We start from the raw sequence: 23544 nt of genomic DNA, 5'->3' as shown, positions 1-23544 counted from the left end.
GATGACCAACCGCTTCCGCACCCCTTCCGGCGGGCGCATCGACCGCCGCGCCCGGGTCTCGTTCCGCTTCGACGGGCAGACCTATGACGGCTTCCGGGGTGACACGCTGGCCTCGGCGCTGATCGCCAACGGTGTCCACCTCGTCGGGCGCTCCTTCAAGTATCACCGCCCGCGCGGCTTCATCTCCGCCGGCTCGGACGAGCCCAACGCGCTGGTCGACGTGGCCCGCGACAGGGCCCGCACGGCGCCGAACCTGCGCGCCACGCAGGTCGAGCTCTATGAGGGGCTGAACGCCACCAGCCAGAACCGCTGGCCCTCGCTCGGCTTCGACGCCGGGGCGATGAACGACCTGTTCTCGCCCTTCCTGCCGGCGGGCTTCTACTACAAGACCTTCATGTGGCCGGCAGGCGCGTGGAAGCGCTTCTACGAGCCGAAGATCCGCGCCATGGCGGGCCTCGGTGTCGCCCCGACCCTGCCCGACCCGGACCGCTACACCCAGAACCACGCCTTCTGCGACGTGCTGGTCGTCGGCGCCGGCCCGGCGGGCCTCGCCGCCGCGCTGGCGGCGTCCGAGAGCGGGGCGAAGGTGGTGCTGTGCGACGAGCAGGCCGAGCTCGGCGGCTCGCTGCTGGCCGAGACCACCGCCACCATCGAGGGCCAGCCGGCCGCCGAATGGCTCTCGCAGACGCTCGCCACGCTCACCGCGCGAGACAACGTCACGCTGCTGCCGCGCACCACCGCCTTCGGCTATTTCCCGCACAATCTGATCGCGCTCGCCGAGCGCGTCACCGAGCATCTGGCGAGCCCGGACCCGAACCAGCCGCGCGAGCGGCTCTGGAAGGTCCGCGCCCGCGAGGTCGTCATCGCCGCCGGCGCGCTGGAGCGCCCGCTGGTGTTCCCGGACAACGACCGGCCGGGCGTGATGCTGGCCGATGCCGGGCGCACCTATCTCAACCGCTATGGTGCGCGCGTGGGCGAGCGGGTGGTGATCTTCACCGCCGGCGATTGCGGCTACCGCACCGCGCTCGACCTCAAGGCCGGCGGCGTCGCCGTCGTCGCCGTTGCCGACCTGCGCGCCGAGGTGACGGGCGACCTGCCCGCCCGCGCGCTCGCCGCCGGCATCGACGTGCGGCCCGCGACCGTCGTCACCGGCACCTCCGGGCGCCTGCGCATCTCCGCCGCCCATCTCGCCAAGGTGAAGGACGGCGCGGTCGGCCCCTCGGAAAAGATCGCCTGCGACGCGCTGCTGATGTCGGGCGGGCTCACGCCGAGCGTGCACCTGTTCTCCCAGTCGCGCGGCAAGCTCGTCTGGGACGAGGCGGCGGGCGCCTACCTGCCCGGCACCTCGGCGGAGCGCGAGCGTTCGGCGGGCGCATGCCGGGGCGTCTACGGCCTCGCGGCCGTGCTCGAGGACGGCTACGCGAAGGGCGAGGCCGCTGCCAGCGACGCCCGCACCCATGCCGCGCCGGGACGCGCCGCCGCCCCCGCCAGCGTCGCCAAGGGCCGAGCCTTCAACGCCGCCGGCGATCATGCGTCGGCCGATGGCTTCATCGGCGCCACGCCGCATGCCCGCAACCCGGCCTTCGTGAAGGCCTTCGTCGACTGGCAGAACGACGTCACAGTCAAGGACATCAAGCTGGCGACGCGCGAGGGCTTCCGCTCCATCGAGCATGTGAAGCGCTACACCACCACCGGCATGGCGACCGACCAGGGCAAGACCTCGAACATGAACGCCCTCGGCATCGTGTCCGAGGCGATCGGCGAGGCGGTGCCGAAGATCGGCCTCACCACCTTCCGCCCGCCCTTCACCCCGACCACCTTCGGCATCTTCGCCGGCGAGGCGCGCGGCGACCTGTTCGATCCGGTCCGCAAGACCGCGATCCACGACTGGGCCGCCGAGCACGGCGCGACCTTCGAGGACGTGTCGCTGTGGAAGCGCGCGCACTATTTCCCCAAGGCCGGGGAGGACATGCACGCGGCGGTGGCGCGCGAGTGCCGGGCGGTGCGTTCCTCGGTCGGCATGTTCGACGCCTCGACGCTCGGCAAGATCGAGATCGTCGGCCCGGACGCGGCCGAATTCATGAACCGCATGTACACCAATGCCTGGCTGAAGCTCGCCCCCGGCCGGCTGCGCTACGGCGTGATGCTGCGCGAGGACGGCTTCGTCATGGATGACGGCGTTGTCGGACGCATGGCGGAGGACCGTTTCCACGTCACCACCACCACCGGCGGCGCGCCGCGCGTGCTCGCCCATATGGAGGACTACCTCCAGACCGAATGGCCGGACCTCGACGTGTGGCTGACCTCGACCACCGAGCAGTGGGCGGTGATCGCCGTGCAGGGTCCGAAGGCGCGCGCCGTGCTGGAGCCGCTGGTGGAGGGCATCGACCTCTCGCGCGAGGCGTTCCCGCACATGAGCGTGCGCGAGGGGCGCATCTGCGGCGTGCCCACGCGGCTGTTCAGCGTCTCCTTCACCGGCGAGCTCGGCTTCGAGGTCAATGTGCCCGCGACCTACGGGCGCGCGGTGTGGGAGGCGATCTTCGCCGCCGGCGAGCCGTTCGGCATCACGCCCTACGGCACCGAGACCATGCATGTGCTGCGCGCCGAGAAGGGCTACATCATCGTCGGCCAGGAGACCGATGGCACCGCGACGCCGGACGATGTCGGCCTCGGCTGGGCGGTCGGCAAGGCGAAGAAGGACTTCGTCGGCAAGCGCTCGCTCGAGCGCGCCGCCTTCTTCCGGCCGGACCGCAAGCAGCTCGTCGGCCTGCTGACGAAGGACCCGAGGACCGTTCTGGAGGAAGGCGCGCAGGTCGTCGCCGACCCGAAGGCGCTGGTGCCGGTGCCGATGCTCGGCCACGTCACCTCGTCCTATATGAGCGCCACGCTCGAGCGCTCCATCGCCCTCGCCGTCGTCAAGGGCGGGCGCGCGCGGATCGGCCAGACGCTGGTCGTGCCGATGCCCGGCCGCATGATCGAGGTCGATGTGGTGGAGCCGGTGTTCTACGACCCCAAGGGAGAGCGCCTCGATGGCTGAGCTCATGCCGTCCCTGCCCCTCGACACGCTCGCCGCCGCGCCCCGCGACGTCGCCGTCGCCCGCCTCGTCGCGCTCGGCCCCGCCGCGCGCCTCGTCTTCCGCGGGCGCGAGGCCGCGATCGGCCCGGCGGGCGAGGCGTTCGGCGTCCCGCTGCCGCGCGAGGCCTGCCGCGTGAACGCCGCGGACGGGCGCTACGCGCTCTGGCTCGGCCCGGACGAGTGGATGCTGCTCGCCCTCGACACCGACCCGGCGCCGATCTTCGCCGCCATCGAGGCCGCGACCGCCGGCCTGCCGCACGCGCTGACGGACGTCTCCGCGCGCAGCACCGGCATCGAGATTGCCGGGCCGCAGGCCGCCTTCGTGCTGGGTCAGGGCTGTCCGCTCGACCTCTCCCCGGAAGCGTTCCCGGTCGGCATGTGCACACGCACGCTCTTCCACAAGGCCGAGATCGTGCTGGTGCGCACCGCACCCGATATCTTCCACATCGATGTCTGGCGCTCCTTCGCGCCCTATGTGTGGGAGTTGCTGGAGGAGGGCCGGCGCGAGTTCGCCTGACCGCGCCGCCTCCGAGTTACGCACCAGGGGAGCGCACCGCGCCTCTCTCGTGCACCGCCCGCGACTGCATCCGCCTGTTGCTTGTCCGCAACCGGGCAGGGATGCCAAAAACCGATCCCGTATCCGCACCGGTCCGCAAGGCCGCCGGGCGGAAGGAGGGGCGCCCCTCATTCGCAGTTGAAACGCCACGCCGGCAGCAGGGCATCCATGATCAGCGCCTTCGAGCTGTTCAAGATCGGTATCGGCCCCTCCTCGTCCCACACGGTGGGGCCGATGGTGGCGGCTTCACGTTTTGCCGCCGACCTCGCGACGCACGGCGTGCTGGCGCATGTCGCGCGCGTCGAGGTGGCGCTGTTCGGCTCGCTCGCCTGGACCGGCCGCGGCCACGGCACCGACAAGGCGGTGATCCTCGGCCTTGCCGGGGAGCGCCCCGACACGGTCGACCCCGACCATGCCGACGCGCTGGTGGCGCAGGCGGCGGGCGAGCGCCGGCTGGAGCTCGCCGGGCTGCACTTCATCGGCTTCGAGCCGGAGCGCGACATCGTGCTCGACGGCGTCTCGGCCACGCCCAAACATCCCAACACGCTCGCCTTCCGCGCCTTCACGGCCGAGGGCGCGCTGATCCGCGAGGAGCGCTGGTGCTCCATCGGCGGCGGCTTCGTGGTGCCCGAAGACGAGGTCGGCCGGCCCGTCGCCGCCGGCGACGTCGCCCTGCCCCACCCGTTCCGCAACGCCCGCCAGCTCCTCGACATGGCGGCCGCGGCCGGCCTCACCATCGCCGAGCTCGTGGCCGAGAACGAGCGCGCCGGCCGCCCGCAGGCGGAGGTGGACGCCCATCTAGACCGCGTCGCCGACGCCATGATGGCCTGCGTCGACCGCGGCCTCTCCACCACCGGCGAATTGCCCGGCGGGCTGAAGGTGAAACGCCGGGCCAAGGCGATCCGCGACAGCCTCACCGCCCGCAACGCGCCGACCCCGCACGAGGTGATGGACTGGGTCAGCCTCTACGCCATCGCCGTGAACGAGGAGAACGCGGCCGGCGGGCGGGTCGTCACCGCCCCCACCAACGGCGCGGCCGGCGTGGTGCCGGCAACGCTGCGCTACTACCGCGACCACTGCCCCGGCGCCTCGCGCGCGGGCATGCACCTGTTCCTGCTCACCGCCACCGCCATCGGCGCGCTGTTCAAGATGAACGCCTCCATCTCCGGCGCCGAGGTCGGCTGCCAGGGCGAGGTCGGCGTGGCGTGCTCGATGGCGGCGGGCGGCCTCGCCGCCGCGCTCGGCGCCAGCAACGCCCAGATCGAGAACGCCGCCGAGATCGGCATGGAGCATCATCTCGGCATGACCTGCGACCCGATCGGCGGGCTGGTGCAGGTGCCCTGCATCGAGCGCAACGCCTTCGGCGCGGTCAGCGCCATCAACGCCGCCTCGCTGGCGCTCTACGGCGACGGCACGCATGTGGTTTCGCTCGACAAGGTGATCGTCACCATGCGCGAGACCGGCCGCGACATGGCCTCCAAATACAAGGAAACCTCCCTCGGCGGCCTGGCGGTGAACCTTCCCGAATGTTGAGTGGCACGCTATCTTCGGATGAAACGGCATCATCTTTGCTACCCCAACCGGCCGATTAGGCTATGCTGTGACGAGGAAGATGACGCCATGAACGTGATGCGCACGCCCCTTCCCGGACAGGTTCCCGCCCCGGCCAACCCCGCGCCGGTGCTCAATGTCGGCTTCATCCTGACCGACAATTTCACCCTCTCCGCCTTCTCGCTGATCGTCGACCAGCTCCGCCTCGCCGCCGATGACGGCGACCGCTCGCGCCCCATCCTCGCGCGCTGGCAGGTGATGTCCTCGAAGGCCGAGCCGATCCGCGCGAGCTGCGGGGTCACGGTCTCGCCCTCCGGCCCGCTGCAGGACCCGGCGACGCTCAACTACATCGTGGTGGTCGGCGGCCTGCTGCACACCGGCCAGCAGCTCGACGACGAGACGGTCGCCTATCTCAAGCGGGCGGCGAAGGCGGGCGTGCCGCTGGTGGGCGTATGTACGGGCAGCTTCGTGCTCGCCCGCGCCGGGCTGATGACCGGGCGGCGCTGCTGCGTCTCCTGGTACCACTACCAGGACTTCCTCGAGGAGTTCCCCCACCACACCCCGGTCGCCGACCGGCTCTACGTGATCGACGGCGACCGCATCACCTGCGCCGGCGGCGGCGGGGCGGCGGACCTCGCCACCGCGCTGATCGAGAAGTTTCTCGGCCGCGCGGTGGCGCAGAAGAGCCGTCACGTGCTGCTGCTGGACCGCCAGCGCACCGGCTCGGAATCCCAGCCCCACCCGCCGATCGCCGACCTCGTCGCCGACGACCGGGTGCGCCGCGCGCTCCTGCTCATGGAGCAGCACCTCGCCGACCCGCTGCCGATCGCCAACATCGCCCGCCGGCTGCAGCTCTCCACCCGCCAGCTCGAGCGCCTGTTCCAGACCGTGATGGGCCAGCGTCCGGCCGAGTTCTACCGGCGCCTGCGCCTGCGCTATGCGCGCTTCCTGCTGGACACGACCGGGCGCTCGGTCACCGACATCGCGCTGGAATCGGGCTTTTCCGACTGCGCCCATTTCTCGCGCCAGTTCAAGGCGCAGCACGGCTTCACCCCCTCGGACGCGCGTGCACGCGCACCGGGCGCCCCGGCCCGCAACCTCGTCGGTCAGCGCCTGTTCGAGTAAGGCCGGCTACAGCCCGGTCGCGATCAGCATCGCCCCGGCACCGATCAGCGCCACGCCGAGCCATCCCGTCGCGCTCAGCCGCTCGCCGAGGAACAGCGCCGCGAACACAGCCACCAGCACCACGCTCAGCTTGTCGATGGGCGCGACGCGCGAGGCCTCGCCCAGCTTCAGCGCCCGAAAATAGCACAGCCAGGACGCGCCGGTGGCGAGGCCGGACAGCACCAGGAAGGTGCCCGAGCGCGCCGACACCGTGCCGAGGCCCTGCCAGCTCCCTGTCACGGTCAGCATCAGCGCCAGCGCGGCGAGGATGACCAGCGTGCGGATGAAGGTCGCGAAGTCCGAGCCGACATTGGCGACCCCGACCTTGGCGAAGATGGCGGTGAGCGCCGCGAAGGCGGCCGAGAGCACGGCCCAGAACTGCCAGGTCGACACAAGCGCTTTCATTCGTCATCCGCACGGCCGGAGGGTGCCCCCCGAGAGACATCGGGGTCGCGCCCATGCTGGCACGCGCGGGGCCGTCCCGCCATCGCGGTGTCCTCAGGGGTCTCGGACGCCGGCAAATGTCGTGTCCGGGAAAGCGATTGTCGCTTGCGTGAAAGTCAGGGCGCCGGTTCCGTCGAACAATTCCAGTCCAGACGACAGGCGGTCGCTCAGGTTCCGCCACGGAGACACGTCGATGCTGGACACCACCGATACCCCGCTGAAGTCGCTGATCCGTCGCCGCCAGCCCGGCTACAGCCTGGAGGCGCCGTTCTACACCAGCCCCGAGATCTTCGAGGCGGACATGGAGGTCATCTTCGCCCGGCACTGGATCTTCGTCGGCGTCGAGCCCGACATTCCCGAGCCCGGCGACGCGATGACGCTCGACATCGGCAAGTATTCGATCGCCATCGTGCGCGACGACGACATGAACGTGCGCGCGTTCCACAATGTCTGCCGCCATCGCGGCGCGCGCCTCGTGCTCGACTACAAGACCACGGTCGGCAACCTCGTCTGCCGCTACCATAGCTGGACCTACGGTCTCGACGGCAAGCTGCTCTTCGCCGAGCACATGGGCGCAGGCTTCGACCCGTCCTGCCACGGGCTGAAGCCGGTCAATTGCCGCTCGCTCGAAGGGCTGATCTTCGTGTGCCTCTCCGACGAGCCACCGGCCGATTTCGACCTCATGGCCGCGAAGATGGCGCCCTATCTCGCCCCGCACGACCTGAAGAACGCCAAGGTCGCGTTCGAGAAGGACATCATCGAGCCCGGCAACTGGAAGCTCACCATGGAGAACAACCGCGAGTGCTATCACTGCGCGGGCAACCATCCCGAGCTCACCGTGCCGCTGTTCGCCTACGGCTTCGGCTTCGCGCCGGAGGAGCTCGACGAGCACGGCCGCAAGGAGGCCGAGGACTACGCGAAGCTGGTGACGAACTCGCACCGCGAATGGGAAAGCTGCGGCTTCCCCTCCGAGATGATCGAGCATCTCGACGACATGGTCACCGGCTACCGCACCGAGCGCCTGCCGCTCGCCGGCGATGGCGAGAGCCACACCTCGGACACCAAGGCCGCGTGCAGGAAGCTGCTCGGCAAGATCAACGATCCCCGCCACGGCGCGCTGCACTTCTGGACCCAGCCCAATAGCTGGCATCATTTCATGTCCGACCATGCGGTGGTGTTCTCGGTGCTGCCGCTCGACGCCGAGCGCTCGCTGCTGCGCACCAAGTGGCTGGTGCACAAGGACGCGGTCGAGGGCGTCGACTACGACATCGAGAACCTCGTCTCGGTGTGGGACGCGACCAACGACCAGGATTCGACGCTGGTCGGCTACTGCCAGGAAGGCGCACGCAGCCCCGCCTACGAGCCCGGCCCCTACTCGCCGCACACCGAGATGCTCGTGGACAAGTTCTGCAACTGGTACATCGCCCGCATGGCCGAGCATGTGGGCCGCTGACGGGTCCTGACCCTCGCTCCCTTCCTCGTCCTCTCCCCGCCGGGGAGAGGACCGGCGCTGCCACGGCCGGACGCGGCCGGATCCCGAGAAACCGACACATGGCCTCCCTCCCCGCCGTCCCGCCCGATCCCGCCGCCGCGCGCCTTGCCGGCACGCTGCCGCCGTGGAACCCGGACCTCGACGACACGCTGATCGTGCGCGCCATCCGCGAGGAGACGCCGGACGTGAAGACCTTCGTGCTGGCGCCGGAGAAGCCCTGCACCTTCGCCTATGCGCCGGGCCAGTTCCTCACCCTCGATCTCGACATCGACGGCGAGAGCGTGAATCGCTGCTACACCATCGCCTCCACCCCCACGCGCCCGCACACGATTTCCATCACCGTCAAGCGGGTGCCGGGCGGGCCGGTGTCGAACTTCCTGCACGACCGGATATCGGTCGGCTCGATCCTGCGGGCGGTCGGGCCGATGGGCGAGTTCTCCTGCTTCATCGAAGGCCGGCCCTCGCCCGCGCCGAGCTACCTGTTCCTCTCCGGCGGCTCGGGCATCACCCCGCTGATGTCGATGGCCCGCACCTTCCACGACCTCGCCGAACCGCGCGACATCGTGTTCGTGCACGCGGCGCGTTCGCCGGTCGACATCATCTTCCGGGACGAGCTGGAGCTGATGGCGCGCAACCAGCCCGGCAATTTCCGCTTTGCGCCGATCTGCGAGGCCGACAGCCTGCGCGAGCCGTGGCACGGGCTGCGCGGCCGGCTCAATCTCGGCCTCCTCAACCACATCGCCCCGGACTTCCGTGAGCGCGAGGTGTTCGTCTGCGGGCCGGCGCCGTTCATGGCGGCGGTGCGCGAGATGCTCAAGGGCGCGGGCTTCGACATGAGCCGCCACCATGAGGAGAGCTTCGACTTCGCCACGCTGGCCGAGAACGCGCCCGAGGTTGCGGCCGAGGTCGTCTCCGCCGAGGCTCTGGCGGCGGTGCAAGAGGCGGTGGCCCCGCCCGTCACCACCTACACGGTCGAGTTCGTCCGGCAGAAGCGCAGCATCGACTGCCGCTCCGACATGTTCGTGCTCGACGCGGCGCGGCGGGCCGGGGTGCGCCTGCCCTCCTCCTGCTCGAAGGGGCTTTGCGGCACCTGCAAGTCCAAGCTGGTCTCGGGAACGGTCGACATGAAGCATGGCGGCGGCATCCGCCAGCGCGAGATCGACGCCGGCATGGCGCTGCTGTGCTGCTCGAAGCCCACCAGCAACCTGGTCGTCGACCGCTGAGCGGCCGCCGGCGGCGAGGCGGTCAGCGGAAGCGCTGGACCACCCCGCCCACGGCCTGCTTCAGCGTGTCGTAGACCGCGCTCGTGCCTTCCACCGCGCGGTCATAGACCTCGCCCGGCGCGGGCAGCGACGGCAGGTCGAACAGCCCGTCGTCGTCCGCCTCGGCCGGCCGGGCGGCTTGCGGTGCGGCTTGCGTGGTGGCGAACTCGGCCGGCGCGACCTGCGCCGGCGCCACCCGGACCGGATAGGACGAATGCAGCACCAGCGGATCGCGCGAATCGCAGCCGGGCCCGCAGGTGTCGAAGCGCTCGACCCCCGCCGGTATGGTCATGTCCTCGCCGGCATGGGTGGCCGTCCGCGCCGCGCCGGCGGCATGCTCGGCGCGGGGCCGGTACACCGCCCCGGGGTCGATCGCCATCACCAGGCTCGGCGCGGGGGCGTCATCCTTCTGGTGGCCCGCCCGCGCCGGGGCGGGCGTGTCGTCGGAAGCGGCGCTGATCACCCGCACTACGTCGCTCGGGGGCGCGGCCTGCGCCGTCTCCCCCTCCGCGCCGTGCCGGCCGGTGCCGACCGCGTAGACGCCAAGGGCGAGGATCGCGGCGAAGCCCACCGGCAGCATGACGCGGCCGGGAAGCCAGCCCTGGAACCGGGCGAGGCTCGTCGTCGGCACGGGCGCAAGTCGCATGTCGTCTCTCCACGGGGAATCCGCAATGTGCAGCGACCATTTCGCGGAGGAGCCGCGACCTTTTTGCGGCGGCAATCGTGCCGGCCGGTGACGAAGCCCGGGTAATTCTGCGTGACTTTTTCCCAATGTGGATGCTTCTTCTGAAGAAGGAGCGCTGCAACCTTCGGCAACGTCCACCCTTGAGATCGCCGCCGTGATCGACCCCGCCTCGCTGACGCGCATCGGCTTCCTCACCCTCGCCAACCACTCGATGATCGCCTGCGCCAACGCGCTGGAGGCGCTGCGCATGGCGAACTACGTGGCGGAGGCGCCGCTCTACTCCTGGCACGTGGTGACGCTGGACGGCACCATGGCCACCGCCAGCAACGGGCTCGGCTTCACGCCGACGCTCGCGCTGCACGAGGCCGGGCCGCTCGACCTGCTGCTGGTGTGCGGGGGCGTCGACGTGCGCCACGCGGCGACCCCGATCATCGCCGACGCGCTCCGCCGGCTGGCGCGCCGGGGCGTCGCGCTCGGCGCGCTGTGCACCGGCAGCTTCGTGCTCGCCGATGCCGGCCTGCTCGATTTCTACCGCTGCGCCGTGCACTGGGAGAACCTGTCCTCGATCCGCGAGGAATTCCCCGAGATCCACTTCGTGGAAGAGCCCTTCGTCATCGACCGCGACCGGCTCACCTGCACCGGCGGCATCGCCCCGCTCGACATGATGCTGGAGCTGATCGCCGCCCGCGGCGGGCGCAGCCTCGCCGACAAGGTGTCCGAGCAGTTCATCGTCGACCGCGCGCCGCGCGCACCGCAGGCGAAGGCGTCGGCACGCCCGCGGCCCGCCCTCCCCGACCCGACGCTCGCCCGCGCGGTGCGGCTGATGGAGGGCACCATCGAGCACCCGCTCGGCGTCGCCGGCATCGCCCGCCGCCTCGACGTCTCCCCCCGTCACCTCGAGCGGCTTTTTCGGCGCCACCTCGGCACCGGGCCGGCCAGCTACCAGCTCGGCCTGCGGCTGGAGCGGGCGCGCGAGCTGCTGCGCCTGTCCGTGCTGCCGATCACCGATGTCGGCCTCGCCTGCGGATTCCAGTCGGCGGCGCACTTCTCGACCGCCTATGCGCGCCGCTTCGGCCGCCCGCCCAGCACCGAGCGGCGCACCGCAGCACCGCCGAAGGCGAATGGCTGATACGCGTTAATCCGCTTGCAGCCGGGACGCCGAAGGCGCAAAATTTTCTATCAGTTCCCGCCCCACGATCGATATTTTCAATGACCACGCTGACACGCCCGCACGCGCCGAGCTTCGCCGACCTGTTCACTCCCAAGCTGATAACGGTGCTGCGCGAGGGCTACGGCCTTGCCGGCCTGCGCGCCGACTTCGTGTCCGGCCTCACGGTCGCGATCGTCGCCCTGCCGCTTTCCATGGCCATCGCCATGGCGTCGGGCACCACGCCGGAGCGCGGGCTCTACACCGCCATCGTCGGCGGCTTCTTCGTCTCCGCGCTCGGCGGCAGCCGGTACCAGATCGGCGGTCCGGCCGGCGCCTTCATCGTGCTGGTGGCGATGACGGCGGAGCAGCACGGGCTCAGCGGGCTGCTGCTCGCCACCTTCCTGTCCGGCATCTTCCTCGCCGCCATCGGGCTGCTGCGGCTCGGCACCTATGTGAAGTTCATCCCCTATCCGGTCACGGTCGGCTTCACCGCCGGCATCGGCGTCATCATCTTCTCGAGCCAGATCACCGACCTGCTGGGCCTTACCCTGACGGTGAAGGAGCCGGCGGCGCTGATCCCCAAGCTCCAGGTGCTGACCGGCGCGCTGTCGACCATCAGCCCCTCGGCCTTCGGCGTCTCGCTGCTGACCATCGTCACCATCGTCGGCATCAAGAAGGTCGCCCCGGCCTGGCCGAACCTGCTCATCGCGGTGGCGCTCGCCAGCGTCGCGGTGCTGGTGCTCGGCCTGCCGGTCGAGACCATCGGCACCCGCTTCGGCGGCATTCCTTCCAGCCTGCCGGCGCCGGTGCTGCCGGACCTCTCGCCCGCCAAGGTGATGGCGGTGCTGCCGAACGCCGCCGCCTTCGCCATGCTGGGCGCGATCGAATCCCTGCTCTCCGCCGTGGTGGCGGACGGCATGACCGGGCGCCGCCACCGCTCCAATTGCGAGCTGGTGGCGCAGGGCGTCGCCAACATGGCCTCCGCCATCTTCGGCGGCATCTGCGTCACCGGCACCATCGCCCGCACCGCGACCAATGTGCGCGCCGGCGCGCGCAGCCCGGTCTCGGGCATGCTGCACTCGCTGTTCGTGCTGCTGTTCATCGTCGTCGCCGCGCCGCTGGCCAGCTACATCCCGCTCGCGGCGCTGGCCGGCCTGCTGGCGGTCGTGTCCTGGAACATGGTGGAGAAGCACGCCATCGGCGCGCTGCTGCGCTCGGGCTGGGGCGATGCGCTGGTGCTGCTCTCCACCCTGCTGCTCACCATCTTCCGCGACCTCACCGAGGGCATCGTGGTCGGCTTCACCCTCGGCACGCTGCTGTTCCTGCACCGCATGTCGCAGGCGGTCGGGGTCGAGGCCGCCCCGCTCGCGGTCGAGGACGAGGCGGATGCCGACGTTCCCGCGCCGACCGGCCCGCAGGCCGATTCCGACACGCTGATCTACCGCCTGTCCGGCGCCTTCTTCTTCGGCGCCGCCTCGACCGTCGGCGCGGTGCTGGACAGCATCTCGCGGCTGCCGAAGCGCTTCGTGCTCGACTTCTCGGCGGTGCCGTTCGTGGATTCGACCGCCGCCGCCATGCTGGAGAGCTTCGCCCACAAGATGCAGCGGGCGGGCGTCCGCGTGATCGTCACCGGCACCACGCCGGCGATCCGCCGGGTGCTATGGAGCCACGGCCTGCGCTCGCCGCTGGTGCGCTATCGCCGCACGGTGGACGGCCCCTCGCGCACCGGCGGCTGAGGGCGGAAGACGCGCGCGCCGCGAACGGGTTGCGGCCGGGTCGCAACCCTACCGGCCCGATGGCGCAAATCTTCTGTTCGCCATAGGCGCATGCGACCTATCGTGCGACCATCCCGAAGGATAGGCCGGGCGAAGGAGCGCGCGCGACCCCCATGATCGCCAATGCCGAGGCACTGCTCAAACCGCTGACCATCAAGGGGCTCACCATCCGCAACCGGGTGATGTCGACCTCGCACGCGCCCGGCTACGGCAAGGACGGCAAGCCGCAGGAGCGCTACCAGCTCTACCACATGGAGAAGGCCAAGGGCGGCATCGGCCTCACCATGTTCGGCGGCTCCTCCTCGGTCGCCATCGACAGCCCGGCCGCGCCCTGGGCGCAGATCTCGGTCGCTGACGACAGCGTCATCCCCTATTTCCAGCAATTCGCCGAGCGGGTGCACGCCCACGGCGCCAAGCTGATGATCCAGCTCACCCATATGGGCCGGCGCACCAAGTGGGACACGGAGAACTGGTTCCCCACCCTCTCCGCCTCGGTGCGGCGCGAGCCGGCCTCGCGCACCATCCCGCGCGCCATGGACAGGAACGACATCCGCCGCGTGGTGAAGTCCTTCGCCGAGGCGGTGAAGCGCTGCAAGGAAGGCGGGCTCGACGGCTGCGAGATTTCCGCCGCCCACGGCCATCTCGTCGACCAGTTCTGGTCGCCGAGCGTGAACCAGCGCAGCGACGAATATGGCGGCTCGCTGGAGAACCGCATGCGCTTCGGCATCGAGGTGCTGGAGGCGATGCGCGAGGCGGTGGGCGAGGACTACGTCATCGGCATGCGCATGTCCGGCGACGAGATGATCGCCGACGGCCTCAGCCATGAGGAATGCGTCGCCATCGCCTCCGAATATGCGCGGCGCGGGCTGGTCGACTTCCTGAACATCCTCGGCGGGCAAGCCCGCGACCACATCGCCCACGCCATCTCGCTGCCGAACATGTCGTTCCCGGTGGCGCCGTTCCTGTTCCTGCCCAGCGCCATCAAGCGCGAGGTCGACGTGCCGATCTTCCACGCCCAGCGCGTGACCGACCTCGCCACCGGTGCGCGGGCGGTGGCGGAGGGCCATGTCGACATGATCGCCATGACCCGCGCCCACATCGCCGACCCGCACCTCGTGAAGAAGCTGACCGAGGGCCGCGAGGACGACATCCGCCAGTGCGTCGGCGCGGGCTACTGCATCGACCGCATCTATGTCGGCGGCGACGCCTTGTGCATCCAGAACGCGGCGACGGGGCGCGAGGCGACCATGCCGCACGTCATCCCGAAGGCGGAGACGCTGCGCAAGGTGGTCGTCATCGGCGCCGGCCCGGGCGGGCTCGAGGCGGCGCGCGTCAGCGCTGAGCGCGGGCACAAGGTGGTGCTGTTCGAGAAGGAGAAGGTGGTCGGCGGCCAGATCAACATCGCCGCCAGGGCGACCTGGCGCGAGGCGCTCTCCGGCATTCCGCGCTGGCTCCACGGCCAGGTCGCGAAGAAGGGCGTCGACATCCGGCTCGGCACCGAGGCGACGCCCGAGGCGGTGCTGGCGGAGGCGCCGGAGGTCGTCATCATGGCGACCGGCGGCCTGCCCAATGCCGGCCATGCAAAGGGCCACGAGCACGCCGTCACCACCTGGGACGTGCTGACCGGCCGGGTCGAGCCCACCGGCTCGGTGCTGGTCTATGACGAGATCGGCGGCCACAACGCCGCCTCGACCGCCGAGGTGCTGGCGCGCAGCGGCTGCCTCGTCGAGGTGGCGACCCACGACCGCATGGTGGCCGAGGAGGTCGGCACCACCAACCAGCCGATCCACCTGCGCGAGCTCTACCGGCTGGGCGTCGTCATGACGCCGAACATGGAGCTGATCGAGATCTACCCGGAAGGCAACCGCCTCGTCGCCGCGCTGCGCAACACCATGACCGACGCCGAGGAGGAGCGCGTCGTCGACCGCGTGGTCGTCGACTACGGCACGCTGCCGGTCGAGGGCCTGTTCGAGGCACTGCGCGGGAAATCGGTGAATGACGGCGAGACCGACCTCGACGCGCTGGTCGCCGGCCGCCCGCAGCGCTGGACCGGACAGCCCGGCTTCGCGCTCTACCGCGTGGGCGACGCCTGGGCGGGGCGCAACATCCACGCGGCGATCTACGATGCGCTGCGCCTGTGCAAGGACCTGTGAGGCGGCCATGGGCGCCGCGCGGACAGGGGCCGGAGCCATGGACACCCCCCCCTCCCGCACGCCCGTGCACGCCGGGATAGCATTCCGGCAGGGCCCCCTCGGGAGGCGCCGATGACGGAGGCCGCCTTCAGCCTTTCGCTGGCGATCCTCGCCCTCGCGGCGATCGCCGCCGTCATGGCCGGTGGACGGGCCCGGCTGTGGCGCGCGGGCCGGCCGGCGAAGGTCGACTGGATGCGCGGCCTGATGGCGCTGCCCAAGCGCTACCTCGTCGACGTCCACCACGTCGTCGGCCGCGACCCCTATGCCGCGCGCATGCACGCGCTCGCCGCCGGCGGCCTGCTGGGCGGCTCGGCCCTCGCGCTGCTGGCGCTGCTCCCCCCGCTCGGCGGCTCGCGGCTGTTCTGGGCACTGGTCGCGCTCGCCTTCGCGGTGGCGCTCGCCGGCGGCTTCATGGTCGGGCGGCGGCGCTATCCGGAAAGGCCGGCACGGCTGTCGGGCGGAAAATTCCAGCGCCTGCCGTTCCTGCTCGCCGCCTATGCCGGCGGCGCCTTCCTGGTCGCGCTCGACGCGGCGCTGGCGGGATCGGTCTGGCCGCTCGCCTGGCCGGGCCTGTGGCTCGCCGCCGCGGGCGGGCTCGGCCTCGCCATGCAGCTCGACCGCGGGCCGATGCGCCACGCCTTCGCCGGCGCGCTGCATCTCGTCGCCCATCCGCGCGCGGCGCGCTTCGAGGGGCGGCGCGAGACGGCGCTCGCCCCGCTGAACCTCGAGGCGCCGCGCCTCGGCGTCGCCACCCCGGCCGACTTCGCCTGGAACCGGCTCGCCGGCTTCGATGCCTGCATCCAGTGCGGACGCTGCGAGGTCGCCTGCCCGGCCTTCGCCGCCGGCCAGCCGCTGAACCCCAAGCGGTTGATCCAGGACCTCGCCACCTCCATGGTGCCGGGCGCGACCAACGTGGCCTATGCCGGCAGCCCCTACCCGCATGCGCGCGAGGTCGCCGGCATCGGCGGGCCGGACCTGCCGATCGTCGGCGCCGGCGCGATGATCCACCCGGACACGCTGTGGTCCTGCACCACCTGCCGCGCCTGCGTCGAGGAATGCCCGATGATGATCGAGCATGTCGATGCCATCGTCGCGCTGCGCCGCTTCCAGACGCTGGAGCTCGGCGCGCTGCCCGAAAAGGCCGCCGCCCCGCTCGCCGAGCTGCGCTATGCCGACGAGCCGCAGGGCCGCCCGCTTGCCGCCCGCACCGACTTCGCCGCCGGGCTCGACCTGCCGCTCATATCCGCCAGGGCCGGCGCCGAGGTGCTGCTCTGGCTCGGCGAGGGCGCCTATGACCTTCGCTACGGCCGCACGCTGCGCGCGCTGGTGCGGCTGCTGCACCTCGCCGGCGTCGACTTCGCCGTGCTGGGCGAGGAGGAGCGCGACTGCGGCGACATCGCCCGGCGCCTCGGCGACGAGGCGACCTTCCAGCGCCTCGCCCGCGCGAACATCGCGACGCTGGCGCGCCATTCCTTCCGCCGCATCCTCACGCCCGACCCGCATGCGCTGCACGTGCTGCGCAACGAATATCCCGCCCTGGGCGGCATCTACGAGGTGGTGCACCACAGCGCGTTCCTCGACGAGCTGGTTGCGGAAGGCCGGCTCGGCGTGGCGCCGCTGAAGGCGAGCGTGACCTATCACGACCCCTGCTATCTCGGCCGCTACAATGGCGAGATCGACGCGCCGCGCCGCCTCCTCGACCGGCTCGGCCTCGCGCGCCTGGAGATGGAGCGCTCGGGCCGGCGCTCCATGTGCTGCGGCGGGGGCGGCGGCGCGCCGCTGAGCGACATCGAGGGCGAGCGGCGCATTCCCGACATCCGCATGGACCAGGCGGCGCAGACCGGCGCCGGCATCGTCGCCGTCGCCTGCCCGCAATGCACGGCGATGCTCGAAGGCGTCACCGGCACCCGGCCCGAGGTGCGCGACATCGCCGAGCTGGTGCTGGAGGCGGTGGAGGCGATGCCCGCCCGCGCCCGGGAGCCGGCCACGTGAGCCGGCTCCGGCGCGATCCGCGCAGCGAGCGCTCCCGCCACCGGGTCGAGGGCGCGGCGCGCCCGCGCTTCGACCTCGCTGCCGCGCCGTCCGGCCTGCACGGACGGGCGCGCCGCGACCCGCGCGCGGAGTTCCGGCTGGCTCAGGTGCCCGGCACCGCGCGGCTCCGGCTCGACCGCACCCAGCGCGTCGCCGCCCTCGACCTCGCCCCGGCCGCCCGCGCGCCGGAGCCGCAGGCAGGCCCCCGCCTCGTCGCCATTCCCGAGCCCGCCTTCCTCGTCGCCGCCGTGCCCGACGCGCCCGGCGGACGTCTCACCCCGCACGACCGCCAGCTCCTCGGCGCCGCGCGCCTCTTGGCCGATGCCGGCGGCGGCGCGGTGCTGGTGCTTGCCGGCGCGCCGGCGGACGAGCTCGCCCGCGCCGGCGCCGACCGCGTGCTGGCCCTGCCCGTCACCGGCTACGATCCGGAAGCCCGGGCGATGGCGCTGCAGGCCGTGCTGGCCGGCCTCGACATCCGCCACGTGCTGCTGCCCGAGAGCCCGGAAGGCGGCGATCTCGCCCGCCGCCTCGCCGCGCTCACCGGCGAGCCGCTCTTCGCCGGCGCCGAGAGCCTGACCGCGCGCGCCGTTACCCGCCCCGCCGCCGGCCGGCGCACCGAGCAGCGCATGGTGCCGCCGCGCCTCCTCACCCTCGCCGCCGATGCTGCCGCGGCCCATGCCGGCACGCTGCACGAGGCGCTCGAGGTCGCCTTCGCCTTTCCCCCGCTGCCGCCCGGGGCGATCCTTTCGGCCGACGACGTGCCGGCCGACCCGTCGCGCGTGCCGCTCGCCGAGGCCGATTTCGTGGTCTCGGCCGGCAACGGCATCACCGACTTCGCCAGCTTCCACGACCTCGTCGAGGCGCTCCACGCCACCCCCGGCGCCAGCCGCGTGGTGTGCGACGCCGGGCTGATGCCGCGCGCCGCGCAGGTCGGTGCGTCCGGCACGGTGCTGGAGGCGCGCTGCTATTTCGCGCTCGGCATCGCCGGCGCGCCGCAGCACCTGCAGGGCGTGGCACGCTGCGAGCATGTGGTCGCGGTAAACACCGACCTGCATGCGGCGATGATCGAGCGGGCCGGGCTCGCCGTCGTCGCCGACGCGCAGAAGGTGATGCCGGCGCTGCTGAGCCTGCTCGCCGAGAAGGCCGCCGACGCGGAGACGCACGACGCGGGCGCGGGCGAAAGCGAAGCGGAGGCGGTCGATGCGTGAGCCGATGAACGTGGCCGTGCTGCTTTCCGCCGGGCACCATCCGGTCTCGGGCCGAGCGTGCCCGGTGCCAGTGGAAATGCAGGCGATCGGGCTCGGCAACGCGCTCGGCGCCGAGATGACCGGCCTTCATGCCGGCCCGGCATCCGAGACGATAGCGGACGCGCTCGGCCACGGGCTGGCGCGGCTCGTCCATCTCAAAATCGGCGAGGCGGACGACCCGCTGGCGAGCCTCATCGCGGCGCTAGGGACGGAAAAGTCCGCGCTCGTCCTCGCCGGCCGCGTCGGACAGGGCGGCGAGGACAGCGGCCTCCTGCCCTATGCGCTCGCCCGCGCGCTCGGCCTGCCTGTCGTCCCCGATGCGAGCGCGCTGCGCGAGGGGCCGGAGCCCAGCACGCTGCTGGTCGAACAGGCGCTGCCCAGGGGCGCGCGCCGCCGGCTCATGGTGCGCCTGCCCGCGCTCGTCACCGTTCATCCCGCCGCGCCCGCGCCGCTTCCCTTCGCCTATGCCGCGCGGCGCAGGGGCGTGGTGGAGGAGCGGGCGGGCATCGCCTCCCCGCGCGGCGAGCGGGCGATCGAGGAGCGCGCCTATCGCCCGCGCCCGAAGCTGATCGCGAAGAGCGCGGCCGGCGCCAGCGCGGCGGAACGGTTGAAGGCCGCGACCGAAGCCGCCAGCGGCGGCGGCCGGGTGCTGGTCGACCCGCCGCCCGAGGAGGCGGCGCGCGAAATCCTCGCCCATCTGCGCGATATCGGCGTGCTGCGCGGCTGAACGCGCGGGGCCGTCAGCGCTGCGCGGTCCGCCAGTTCGGCGCGGTGTAATAGGGCGCGTTGGACGGCGCCAGCAGCGACCGGCCGAGAATGTGGTCCGCCCCCTTCTCGCCGATCATGATGGTCGGCGCGTTGAGGTTGGCGTTGGTGATGGAAGGCATCACCGACGAATCCACCACGCGCAGCCCCTCCACCCCGATCACCCGGAGCTGCGGGTCGACCACCGCCATCGGGTCGGCGGGCGCCCCGATCTTGCAGGTGCAGGAGGGGTGATAGGCGCTCTCGCTGTGCGCGCGGACGAAGGCGTCGATGTCCTCGTCCGAGGTGCAGTCGGCACCGGGCTGGATCTCGCGCCCGCGATAGGGATCGAAGGCGGGCTGGGCGAAGATCTCGCGGGTGAGCCGCACGCTGGCGCGCATCTCCTCCATGTCGTCGGGATGGGAGAGATAGTTGAACCGGATTCGCGGCACCTCGAACGGGTCGGCGGATTTCAGCCGCACCCAGCCCCGGCTCTTCGAGCGCATCGGCCCGACATGGGCCTGGAAGCCGTGCTCGTTCGCCATGCCCTTGCCGTCATAGGTGACGGCGAGCGGGAGGAAGTGGAACTGGATGTCGGGCGAGGCGATGCCCGGGCGCGAGCGGATGAAGCCGCAGGTCTCGAAATGATTGGTGGCGCCGAGCCCCTGCCCGGTCAGCAGCCAGCGCGCGCCGATCAGCCCGCGCGCGAACAGCCCCATATGCGCATAGAGCGAGATCGGCTGCGTGCAGGCGAACTGGAAGTAATATTCGAGATGGTCCTGCAGGTTCTCGCCGACGCCGGGCCGGTGCGCCACCACCTCGATGCCGTGCGCCTTCAACTCGTCCGCCGGGCCGACGCCGGAAAGCTTGAGCAATTGCGGCGAGTTGATCGGCCCGCCTGCGAGGATGACCTCGCGCGCGGCGCGCACGGTGAAGCTCTGGCTGCCGCGCGCATAGGCGACGCCGACCGCGCGGCGCCCCTCGAACAGGATGCGCTGCACCCGCGCGCCGGTCTCGACCTTGAGGTTGGGGCGCTTGAGCGCCGGCTTGAGATAGGCATTGGCCGCCGACCAGCGCACGCCGTTCTTCACGGTCATGTCCATCCGGCCGAAGCCTTCCTGCCGGTAGCCGTTGACGTCCTCGCTCGCCGGATAGCCGGCCTGTCGCGCCGCCTCGACGAAGGCGCCGTAGAGCGGGTTCTTCAGCGTGCCGTAGCTGGTGCCGAGCGGGCCCTCGCCGCCGCGATACTCGTCGCCGCCCTCGCGCCGTCCCTCGGCGCGGCGGAAATAGGGGAGCACGTCGGCATAGGACCAGCCCTGCGCCCCCTCCTCCTGCCAGCGGTCGAAATCCTGCGGCGCGCCGCGCATGTAGACCATGCCGTTGATCGACGAGGAGCCGCCGAGCACCTTGCCGCGCGGGCAGTGCAGCCGGCGCCCGCCGAGCCCCGGCTCCGGCTCGGTCTCGTACATCCAGTTGTACTTCTTCATGTTCATCGGGATGGAGAGCGCGCTCGGCATCTGGATGAAGATGGAGCGGTCCGAACCGCCATATTCCAGCACCAGAACGCGGCGGCTGCCGTCCGCGCTCAGCCGGTCGGCCAGCACGCAGCCCGCCGAGCCGGCGCCGATGATCACATAGTCGAAGCTCTCGGCGGCGGCGCTCATCAGTAGGGCGCCTCGACGCGGCCGAGATTGACGTACACGCTCTTGAGCTGCGTGTAGTGCTCGATCGCGGCCCGTCCGTTCTCGCGGCCGAGGCCCGACTGCTTCACCCCGCCGAAGGGCAATTCGATCGGCGTGACGTTGTAGTGGTTGATCCAGCAGGTGCCGGCCTGGAGCTGCGCGATGACGCGGTGCCCGCGCGCCAGGTCGCGCGTGAACACGCCGGCCGCGAGGCCGAACTCGGTGTCGTTGGCGCGCGCGATCACCTCGTCCTCTTCCGCGAAGGAGAGCACGGCCATGACCGGGCCGAAGATCTCCTCGCGCACGATGCCCATCTCGTCCGCGCAGCCGTCGAACACGGTCGGCGCGACGAAGCAGCCCCTGTCGAGCCCGTTGGCGGTGACGCGCGCGCCGCCGGCGAGCAGCTTGGCGCCCTCCGCCCGACCGCGGGCGATGTAGGACAGCACCTTCTCCATGTGCTCGGGCGAGATCAGCGCACCGACCTGCGTCGCCGGGTCGAGCGGATCGCCGACCACCATCTTCCCGACGCGGGCGACCAGCTTTTCGAGGAAGGCCTCGCGCACGCGCTCATGGACGAAGACGCGGGTGCCGTTCGAGCAGACTTCGCCCGCCGAATAGAAGTTCGCCAGCAGAGCGCCGGAGACGGCGTCGTCGAGATCGGCATCATCGAACACGATCAGCGGCGACTTCCCCCCGAGCTCCAGCGTGACGTATTTCAGCGTGCCGGCCGCGTCCGCCATCACCTTCTTGCCGGTGCCGACCTCGCCGGTGAGCGAGACCTTGGCGATGGCGGGATGGCGGGTGATGAGGCGTCCGGTGTCGGCGAAGCCGTTCACCACGTTGAACACGCCGTCCGGCACCCCCGCCTCGGCCATGATCTCGGCGAGCTTCAGCGCGGTGAGTGGGGTCAGCTCGGCGGGCTTGAAGATCATGGCGTTGCCGCAGGCGAGCGCGGGCGCCGACTTCCAGCAGGCGATCTGCAGCGGATAGTTCCACGCGCCGATGCCAGCGACGATGCCGAGCGGCTCGCGGCGCGTATAGCCGAAGGCGGACGGGCCGAGATCGACATGCTCGCCCGAGAGCGAGGCGGCGAGGCCGGCATAGTATTCGATGCACTCGGCGCCCGAGAGCACGTCGACCACGCTGGTCTCCTGGATCGGCTTGCCGGTGTCGAGCGTCTCGAGCCGCGCCAGCTCGTCATTGCGCGCGCGAAGGATATCGGCGACCCGCTTGAGGATGCGCCCACGCTCGGCCCCGGTCATCGCCTCCCACAGCTTCTGGCCCTTGCGCGCCGCCTCGACCGCCGCGTCGATCTCGGCCTCGCCCGCGATCTCGATCGCGGCGAGCACCTCGCCGGTGGCGGGATTGCGGGTCTCGAAGGTCTCGCCGCCGGTCGGGCGGTAGCGCCCGCCGATATGGCCGGCGTGGATCTGAAGGGGCATGCTCATTCTGGGTCCATCAACTGGCGCGGCCGGCGCGGCGGCGGCGATCTGGGCGTCGACGAAGGCGCTCGCGACCTGCCGCGCGCTCACCGAATCGGTCTCGCCGGCGGCGGAAAGGCTGGAGCGCAGCCACAGCCCGTCGATCACCGCGGCGATGGTGATGGCGAGGCGGTGCACCTCGCCGGCGACGACGAGCTCGCGCAGATCGTGGCGCAGATTGGCGAGCATGCGCGCCTGATAGACGCGCTGGACCCGGCGCAGGCGCTCGGAATGCAGCACCTGCCCCCAGAAGGCGAGCCAGACGCTGGAGGTGCGCTGGTCAAACTCCTCGGGCGCCAGATTGGCGTCGATCAGCGCCTGGACGCGGGCGCGCGGGCCATGCGCGACACGCAGCCGGCTGGCGGTCGCACGGTAGAGGCGCAGCGAAAGCGAGCGCAGCGTCGCCTCCAGCAGCCCGTCCTTGTCGCCGAAATAATGCGCCACGAGGCCCGGCGAGACGCCGGCGCGGCGCGCGATCTGCGCCAGCGTCGAGGCGTTGAAGCCGATCTCGGCCAGCGAATCGATGGTCGCCTCGATCAGCTGGCGCCGGCGCACGTCCTCCGGCTCGCGCCGGCGCATCTCCTCGGCGCCGGACGCGAGGTAGCGCGGGCCCGACGGCTCGCTCGCGCGGGCGGGGTGATGGGTGGAGGGGTGAGTGGGCGAATGCGCATCGGTCGAGGCCACCATCGTCTCCCTGATCGGGCGGTCGCACCGCTGAATGGGCATTATTGAATGTCTGAACAATACATCGATTGCCCGAGGGCGCAAAGTCCCCTCATGTAGCCTCGCTCCTTGTGTCGCAAAGGTTCAAGCGCGCCGGCGCATCGGACCAAAATGCCCGGAATGAGCGCATGAATCAGCGGGTACGTGGGTAAAAATTACGCGTGACAAATGCGGAATAGGCGTATTGAATACTTATTCAAAAGAAGCCTCCAGAGGCCGCATCCGGTATCGGGCTGGTGCTCGCATCAGCCCTGCGATGCTGCCAGAGTCGTTCGCGTTCGCGTGCCGT

At 71.3% G+C, this 23544-nt stretch carries 16 protein-coding genes; 12 read left to right on the top strand and 4 right to left on the bottom strand.

Annotated features, from left to right (window positions below):
- Position 1: 1 nt before the first annotated feature.
- The 4 genes from NVS89_RS21295 (at position 2) to NVS89_RS21280 (ending at position 6308) form a co-directional block, all read left to right on the top strand.
- Positions 2 to 3037, top strand: coding sequence for a sarcosine oxidase subunit alpha (locus tag NVS89_RS21295; protein ID WP_258734775.1), 3036 nt, complete (start codon positions 2 to 4; stop codon positions 3035 to 3037).
- The gene (locus tag NVS89_RS21290; protein WP_258734774.1) at positions 3030 to 3593 is read left to right on the top strand and encodes a sarcosine oxidase subunit gamma; all 564 of its coding nucleotides are present in this window, start codon (positions 3030 to 3032) and stop codon (positions 3591 to 3593) included. Before NVS89_RS21295 ends, NVS89_RS21290 begins: the two co-directional genes overlap by 8 nt.
- Positions 3594 to 3800: 207 nt before the next feature.
- Complete coding sequence (locus NVS89_RS21285) at positions 3801 to 5165, top strand: L-serine ammonia-lyase (RefSeq protein WP_258734773.1); 1365 nt, start codon at positions 3801 to 3803, stop codon at positions 5163 to 5165.
- Between the two features lie 87 nt (positions 5166 to 5252).
- Positions 5253 to 6308, top strand: coding sequence for a GlxA family transcriptional regulator (locus NVS89_RS21280; RefSeq protein ID WP_258734772.1), 1056 nt, complete (start codon positions 5253 to 5255; stop codon positions 6306 to 6308).
- A gap of 6 nt (positions 6309 to 6314) precedes the next feature.
- Here NVS89_RS21280 and NVS89_RS21275 read toward each other — a convergent pair whose 3' ends face one another.
- On the bottom strand, positions 6315 to 6752 hold the full coding sequence (locus tag NVS89_RS21275) for an EamA family transporter (protein ID WP_258734771.1): 438 nt from the start codon (positions 6750 to 6752) through the stop codon (positions 6315 to 6317).
- A 232-nt stretch (positions 6753 to 6984) separates the two neighbouring features.
- On the opposite strand from NVS89_RS21275, the gene NVS89_RS21270 reads away from it, so the two are divergent.
- Together NVS89_RS21270 and NVS89_RS21265 are read left to right on the top strand one after the other, a co-directional pair.
- Positions 6985 to 8244 carry an aromatic ring-hydroxylating oxygenase subunit alpha gene (locus NVS89_RS21270; protein ID WP_258734770.1) on the top strand — a complete coding sequence of 420 codons (1260 nt, stop codon included), beginning with the start codon at positions 6985 to 6987 and terminating at the stop codon, positions 8242 to 8244.
- A gap of 98 nt (positions 8245 to 8342) precedes the next feature.
- On the top strand, positions 8343 to 9506 hold the full coding sequence (locus NVS89_RS21265) for an FAD-binding oxidoreductase (RefSeq protein WP_258734769.1): 1164 nt from the start codon (positions 8343 to 8345) through the stop codon (positions 9504 to 9506).
- A gap of 22 nt (positions 9507 to 9528) precedes the next feature.
- Here the strand turns inward: NVS89_RS21265 and NVS89_RS21260 are convergent, their stop codons facing one another.
- Complete coding sequence (locus NVS89_RS21260; protein WP_258734768.1) at positions 9529 to 10191, bottom strand: hypothetical protein; 663 nt, start codon at positions 10189 to 10191, stop codon at positions 9529 to 9531.
- 193 nt (positions 10192 to 10384) lie between these two features.
- On the opposite strand from NVS89_RS21260, the gene NVS89_RS21255 reads away from it, so the two are divergent.
- The 6 genes from NVS89_RS21255 to NVS89_RS21230 all read left to right on the top strand — a co-directional run bounded on the left by NVS89_RS21255 (position 10385) and on the right by NVS89_RS21230 (position 19352).
- A complete protein-coding gene (locus NVS89_RS21255; protein WP_258734767.1) occupies positions 10385 to 11359 on the top strand; it encodes a GlxA family transcriptional regulator in 975 nt (324 codons plus the stop codon).
- Positions 11360 to 11439: 80 nt separating this feature from the next.
- Positions 11440 to 13116: a SulP family inorganic anion transporter gene (locus NVS89_RS21250; RefSeq protein WP_258734766.1), complete on the top strand. Its 1677-nt coding sequence runs from the start codon at positions 11440 to 11442 to the stop codon at positions 13114 to 13116.
- A 152-nt stretch (positions 13117 to 13268) separates the two neighbouring features.
- On the top strand, positions 13269 to 15308 hold the full coding sequence (locus tag NVS89_RS21245) for an NADH:flavin oxidoreductase (RefSeq protein ID WP_258734765.1): 2040 nt from the start codon (positions 13269 to 13271) through the stop codon (positions 15306 to 15308).
- 111 nt (positions 15309 to 15419) lie between these two features.
- Positions 15420 to 17339 (top strand): DUF3483 domain-containing protein, encoded by a 1920-nt coding sequence (locus NVS89_RS21240; RefSeq protein ID WP_258734764.1) that lies wholly within the window; start codon positions 15420 to 15422, stop codon positions 17337 to 17339.
- Entirely contained in the window at positions 17336 to 18586 is a 1251-nt protein-coding gene (locus tag NVS89_RS21235; protein ID WP_258734763.1) for an electron transfer flavoprotein subunit alpha/FixB family protein, read from the top strand. Before NVS89_RS21240 ends, NVS89_RS21235 begins: the two co-directional genes overlap by 4 nt.
- Before the next feature lie 4 nt (positions 18587 to 18590).
- Positions 18591 to 19352, top strand: a complete 762-nt coding sequence (locus tag NVS89_RS21230) for an adenine nucleotide alpha hydrolase family protein (RefSeq protein WP_258734809.1) — start codon at positions 18591 to 18593, stop codon at positions 19350 to 19352.
- 13 nt (positions 19353 to 19365) lie between these two features.
- Here the strand turns inward: NVS89_RS21230 and betA are convergent, their stop codons facing one another.
- Positions 19366 to 21033, bottom strand: a complete 1668-nt coding sequence (gene betA / locus NVS89_RS21225) for a choline dehydrogenase (protein ID WP_258734762.1) — start codon at positions 21031 to 21033, stop codon at positions 19366 to 19368.
- Positions 21033 to 23111: a betaine-aldehyde dehydrogenase gene (gene betB, locus NVS89_RS21220; RefSeq protein WP_258734808.1), complete on the bottom strand. Its 2079-nt coding sequence runs from the start codon at positions 23109 to 23111 to the stop codon at positions 21033 to 21035. Before betB ends, betA begins: the two co-directional genes overlap by 1 nt.
- Positions 23112 to 23544 lie beyond the last annotated feature (433 nt).

It is taken from the genome of Ancylobacter mangrovi (assembly GCF_024752355.1).
Taxonomy (GTDB): Bacteria; Pseudomonadota; Alphaproteobacteria; order Rhizobiales; family Xanthobacteraceae; genus Ancylobacter; species Ancylobacter mangrovi.
This window is presented reverse-complemented; position numbering and strand designations above follow the sequence as displayed.